A 5,353-nucleotide genomic window follows, 5' to 3' on the forward strand; every position below is an offset into this window, starting at 1 on the left:
TCCCACCCCTCGCCCCTGACGGCCCGGCCCCGGCACACCGGACAGGCGGCCCGGAGGCTCCATGTCATCCGCCCTCTTCGTGGTCCTCGTGCTCCCCCCTCTCGCCGCCCTCCACCACTACGTTTGGCGGCGTATGATCCGCGACACCACGACCCGTGGTTCCCGGACGCGCCGAGCAGCGACCGCTCTGCTGATTCTCCTCGGCGTGCTCCTGGTAGCGGCACCACCGGGTGAGCGCATGCTGCCGAAACCCCTCGCTTCGGCCCTCGGCTGGCCCGGGTTCCTCTGGATGGCCGGGATCCTGTACCTCGGCATCGCCCTGCTGGCCGGCGAGGCCATCCGTCCTCTTCTCCTGCGGGTCCTGCGCCGCCGTGCCGAGCGGGTGGCACCGGTGGCGAACGGAGAGCGGGGCAAGGAGGGACGAATTACGACAGACCCCTCCCGCAGGCTGTTCGTCTGCCGTTCGGTGGCGCTGGCCGCCGGGGCCGCGGCGGGCGCGGCCGTCGCTTCGGGAGCCCGCACGGCGCTCGGTCCGCCCCGCTTGGAGCGGATCACCATCCCCCTCTCCCGCCTCGACCCGGCGGCGCACGGCTTTCGGCTCGTCCTGCTCGGCGATCTCCACATCAACGCCCTTTCCGGCCGCGGGCGCACCGCTCTTATCGTGGACATGATCAACGCGGTTCGGCCGGACATGGTCGCCATCGTCGGCGACCTCGTGGAGGACGGTGATGTGGCCGATCTGGGCACGGTCGCCGAACCGCTCGGGGAACTCCGGGCCCCGCACGGCAGCTTCTTCGTCACCGGTAATCACGAGCACTTTTCCGGAGCGCGACAGTGGATCGATTTCGTGGGGCGGCTGGGAATACGAACGCTGGAGAACGAGCGTGTCTCCCTCCCCGGCTTCGACCTCGCCGGAGTCAACGACGTCAGCGGCGAGGAGTACGGCGAGGGCCCGGACTATGAGGCCGCCCTCGGCGGTCTGGAGCCGGACCGGGCCGTGATCCTTCTCGCGCACCAACCGGTACAGGTGCACGAAGCAACCCGTTACGGCGTGGACCTGCAACTGTCCGGCCACACCCACGGCGGCCAACTGTGGCCCTTCAACCACCTCGTCGGACTGGCGAACCCCACGGTCGCCGGCCTGGACAGCTATGGGGACACCCAGCTCTTCGTCACCCGGGGCACCGGCTTCTGGGGCCCGCCGGTGCGGCTGGGCGTCCCCCCGGAGATCAACGTCATAGACCTCGCCGCCACCCGCGCCTGATGGCGACTCGCCACCGGGCGCGGAACGGCCTCGACCCGGGGTCGCCTCACTCCCCCAGCAACGGAAGCCCCGCCGCGTACCGACGGAAGAACCCCGCAGTCGGGGTGTCGGCCCCCGCCACGGTGTCCGGTGTTCCCTCGGCCACGATGTCACCCCCGTCCGGCCCGGCCCCCGGGCCGAGATCAATCACCCAGTCCGCGGACGCGGCGACGGGGATGTCGTGTTCCGCCACGACCACGGTGTTGCCCGAGTCGAGCAACACGTCGAACGCGTCCACCATGCGCTGGATGTCCGACGGGTGCAGCCCCGACACCGGCTCATCGAGGACGACCAACCCTCCCCCGCGGCTCGCAGCGCCCCGCTGGATGGTGGACGCCAGTTTCAGACGTTGAGCCTCCCCTCCGGACAGTTCCGTGGCACTTTGGCCGAGTTGCAGGTAGCCGAGCCCGACCCGATCCAACGCTTCCAGTGTCTCCGCGAGCTGTCGGGGCCTCGGGAAACGTTCCACGGCCTCGGCGACAGTCAGTTTGAGCACCTCGTCGATGGTCATGCCCTCGTAGGTGACCTCCAGCGCCTCGGGCTTGTAACGCCGTCCCTCGCACTCCCCGCAGACCACCCACACGTCCGGCAGGTAGTGCATATCGACGAGCGTCCGGCCGTACCCGGTACAGCTCTCGCAACGCCCGCCGTGAGCGGTGTTGAAGGAGAACCAGGGCGCGCCGATTCCGCGACTGCGGGCCTCCTCCGTCCCGCCGAAGAGCTTTCGGATGATGTCGAACGCCTTGCTGTACGTGGCGGGGTTGGACCGCGGAGTCCGCCCCAGCGGTTCCTGGTCGACGACGGCGACCCAGTTGAACCCCGCCGCACCGGTCACCGAGCGGACGGTGTCGGCCACAGCCCCGCTCAGCACCGCCTGCGCACCTGCTGCGATCACCCCGAGCAGACTGCTCTTGCCGCTTCCGCTGACGCCGGTCAGACAGGTCAGCCGTCCCACGGGTAAACTCACCCGATTCACGTTCACGTTGTGGGCGGAGAGCCCGTGCAGTTCCATCCAGTCGGTGTCGTCACCGACCGGACGGCGCTCCCGGCGCAGGCGCGGCGCGTTTCCGCTCAGGTAGCGGCCGGTCAGCGACGCCGGGTGGCGGGCCACCTCATCCGGCGTGCCTGCCACCAGCACCTCACCGCCCAGCCGACCGGCCCCCGGCCCCATGTCGACCACCCAGTCCGCACGAGCGATCAGTTCCGGGTCGTGCTCGACCAGCAGGACGGTATTCCCGGCCGCGCGCAGGTCCCGCGCGATGTCCAACAGATGTGCCTTGTCAGCCGGATGCAGCCCCGCCCCGGGCTCGTCCAGGACGAATATGATGCCGCTGAGTTCGGTACTCAGCTGGGCGGCGAGCCGGGTCCGCTGCAACTCACCGCCCGATAGGGTCGTCACGCCCCTGGACAGTTGCAGGTGGGCCAGGCCGAGCCGATCGAGAATCCCCAACCTGCGCGACAGGTCCCGGAGCAGCGGCTCACCCACCTCGCGCCGACTGCGACTCAGCTCCCCGGCGACGTTCTCCGCCCAGGACCGGACCACCCTCACTTCCACTTCGAGCAACTGCGGGTACGTCAATCCACCCAGCGCCACGAAACGGGCCACCTCGGCGTATCCGCTGCCGTCGCAGATGTCGCAGGGCACCTTGCGCATGTAGGGGAGGTACCGCTGCTTGGCGCTCGGTGTCCCCGCGTTCCCGAAGACCCGCTCCACCTCGGCGAGTGCGCCTCTCAACGGTTGGGTCGAGGTGTAGGTCCACGAGGCGCTCTCATTCTTGTTCGGCATGTCGACCGTCGCCTCGATCTTCTCGTCTCCCGTGCCGTGGAGCACCTGGTGACGGAATTCCCCGGGCAGTTCCCGCCAGGGCCGGGACAGGTCCACCCCGCGCTTCTCGGCCAATGCCGGAACGAAGGCGTGCTCCCCGGACCGCCACTTGGCGAACCAGGGTGACGCCCCGTCGAAGAGCGGAAGTTCCGGATGAGTGATGATCAGGTCTTCCTGCGCCTGCCAACGCCCGCCCACTCCGTGGCAACCGGCGCAACTCCCCTCCGGCGAGTGCCGGTCGAAGTGGGCGGTGGACAGACAACCGCCCATCGTGCCCGCGTCGGACCCGATCACCGGGAGCCGCGAGTACAGCAGCCCCAGGTGTCCGTCGATGCCGGTGATGGTCGCGACCGTGGATCGGGGATTGCGGTTCAGCCGACGCTGATCCACCGCGAGCGTCGCGCCGAGCCCGAGGATCCGGTCGACCTTGGGCCGGTTGCGTTGCGTTATGTACTGTCGGACAAACGGTGAGAGCCCTTCCAGGTAGCGAAGCTGGGCCTCATTGTGAAGCGTGTCGATCGCCAGGGACGTCTTGCCGCTGCCGCTCACCCCCGTGAACGCCACGACATGTCCCTTCGGGATGCTCAGCCCCACGTTCCGCAGGTTGTTGGTGCGTGCCCCCACCACATCGATGGTTTCGGCGTGTCGTGCGGCGTCCCTCATCGTGTCCTCCCTCCCGATGGTTTGGCGATGCTCTGCCCCCGGCTCTCGGAGAGGTCGTGCATGTTACTACGCGCGACCGTCCGTACCCGGGCCACTCCCGTAAAGTTGACCGAGCCGAACGTCGTATCACGAGGGTCGCGGAGGTCACCCGTCCCCGGAGCGCCTCCCCTTCGCGTATTCGACGGGGGACGTCTCGGTCCGATTCGGGCTCGCGAGGGTCCCGGGGAGGGTGGCTCGGTGAGGTTCGCTGTTCACCTCTGCAGGGCCAACGCCTGGTCCGCAGTCTGTTGGTGAGACAGCAGTCCGGCGGACGGCCTGGACCGTGTCGCTGATGTGCTCGCGGCGACCGAGGTGGCGGGCCAGGGCACGCCAGTCCTTCAGCGGAAGGCACCGTTGGATACGGACTAAACCAGAATTGGACATGCAGCATTCGCACCGGGTGCAATGGATGACAAATCAGGGAAGTTTCACCACCACTCAAAGGAGAAAATCAAATCCTCTTTCTCATTGGGGCAGATCTTATCATTCTGGGAATTTGAATGGCATTAAACCTGGCGGGCATCACCGATCGAATCGCCGGCAGGCACGCCGAGACCGAAGAGGATTGGATTATTGAAACACATAAAATGAAGCGCCTTGGCGTATTTGCCGCTATGATGGGAGCGGCCTATATTGCCGGCGTTCTGGTTTTGCTCTGAGAGCTCGTTAACACCGTCATGATTGAGGTTTGTTGCGCCGCCACCAGCAGATGAGGCTGCAGCCGAGGGAGACGAGGGCGTCGGGAGTTCGGGGTGGCTTTCCAGGCGGGTCGCCCGGGGGAATCTCACCCCCGGGCTCCCACGGAACGGAGCATGACAATCTCTCGTCACCGCTCTTGTCATCCCGGGTCTCTCCCATGCCGGGGCGCCCAGGTCCAGTGAGCGAAGCACTTCGGGCGCCGCGTATGGCCTTCGGCCAGCCGCCGTAGAGCTTGTTTCATCCCGACCCGGTACTTCTTCTGGATCCTTCTGTTCATGCGACGGCCGCGAGCGGGGCTTCCAACCGTTCCCGGGCGCCGAGGACGGCCTTGTGCGCCTCCGGCTGGAGGTGGGCGTAGCGCTGGGTGGCCTGGAAGTTCTCCTGGCCGAGGAGGTGTTGGACCTCGTAGAGCGAGACGCCTTTCCGCACGAGCCACGAGGCGCAGGTGCGGCGCATGGAGTGCGGCGGGTAGCGCGGGACGAGTCGCTGTCCGCCGTCATCGTCGAAGTAGTGGGAGTTCTCCACGGCGGGCCACCAGGTCTGGTGTCGCCAGTTCCCGTCGTTGAGCTCGAATCTTGCGGCGTCGTCGGAATCCTCCCTCCCGACTCGGCCGACCGCGCCGGGAGGGAGAACGTGTCCACCGAGTGGTCCGGCGATGTCCCGATGTGATCCGTCGGGTTCGCGGTGACGGTGGTGACGCGACCGGATCGCCCTCTCGTCCCCGGGGTTCTTCCGTGTCGGGTGGCGCGGCGACTCCCGGGCTCCGGGCCGGCACCTCGAACAGGGACGGGGAGCGGCCCACGGCGACACGCCCCGCCCCGCCC

The 5,353-nt window shown here is 67.9% G+C and carries 4 protein-coding genes; 2 read left to right on the top strand and 2 right to left on the bottom strand.

Annotated elements, in window-relative coordinates:
- Positions 1–61 precede the first annotated feature (61 nt).
- Complete coding sequence (locus FNQ90_RS11525) at positions 62–1,264, top strand: metallophosphoesterase (RefSeq protein ID WP_182606287.1); 1,203 nt, start codon at positions 62–64, stop codon at positions 1,262–1,264.
- A gap of 46 nt (positions 1,265–1,310) precedes the next feature.
- Here the strand turns inward: FNQ90_RS11525 and FNQ90_RS11530 are convergent, their stop codons facing one another.
- The gene (locus FNQ90_RS11530) at positions 1,311–3,791 is read right to left on the bottom strand and encodes an excinuclease ABC subunit UvrA (RefSeq protein WP_182606288.1); all 2,481 of its coding nucleotides are present in this window, start codon (positions 3,789–3,791) and stop codon (positions 1,311–1,313) included.
- A gap of 539 nt (positions 3,792–4,330) precedes the next feature.
- On the opposite strand from FNQ90_RS11530, the gene FNQ90_RS11535 reads away from it, so the two are divergent.
- Entirely contained in the window at positions 4,331–4,489 is a 159-nt protein-coding gene (locus FNQ90_RS11535; RefSeq protein WP_182606289.1) for a hypothetical protein, read from the top strand.
- A 313-nt stretch (positions 4,490–4,802) separates the two neighbouring features.
- Here the strand turns inward: FNQ90_RS11535 and FNQ90_RS28440 are convergent, their stop codons facing one another.
- Entirely contained in the window at positions 4,803–5,054 is a 252-nt protein-coding gene (locus FNQ90_RS28440) for a site-specific integrase (RefSeq protein ID WP_323379895.1), read from the bottom strand.
- Positions 5,055–5,353: the final 299 nt, after the last annotated feature.

The sequence above is a fragment of the Streptomyces alkaliphilus genome, from assembly GCF_014141535.1.
In the GTDB taxonomy this organism is placed as follows: Bacteria; Actinomycetota; Actinomycetes; order Streptomycetales; family Streptomycetaceae; genus Streptomyces; species Streptomyces alkaliphilus.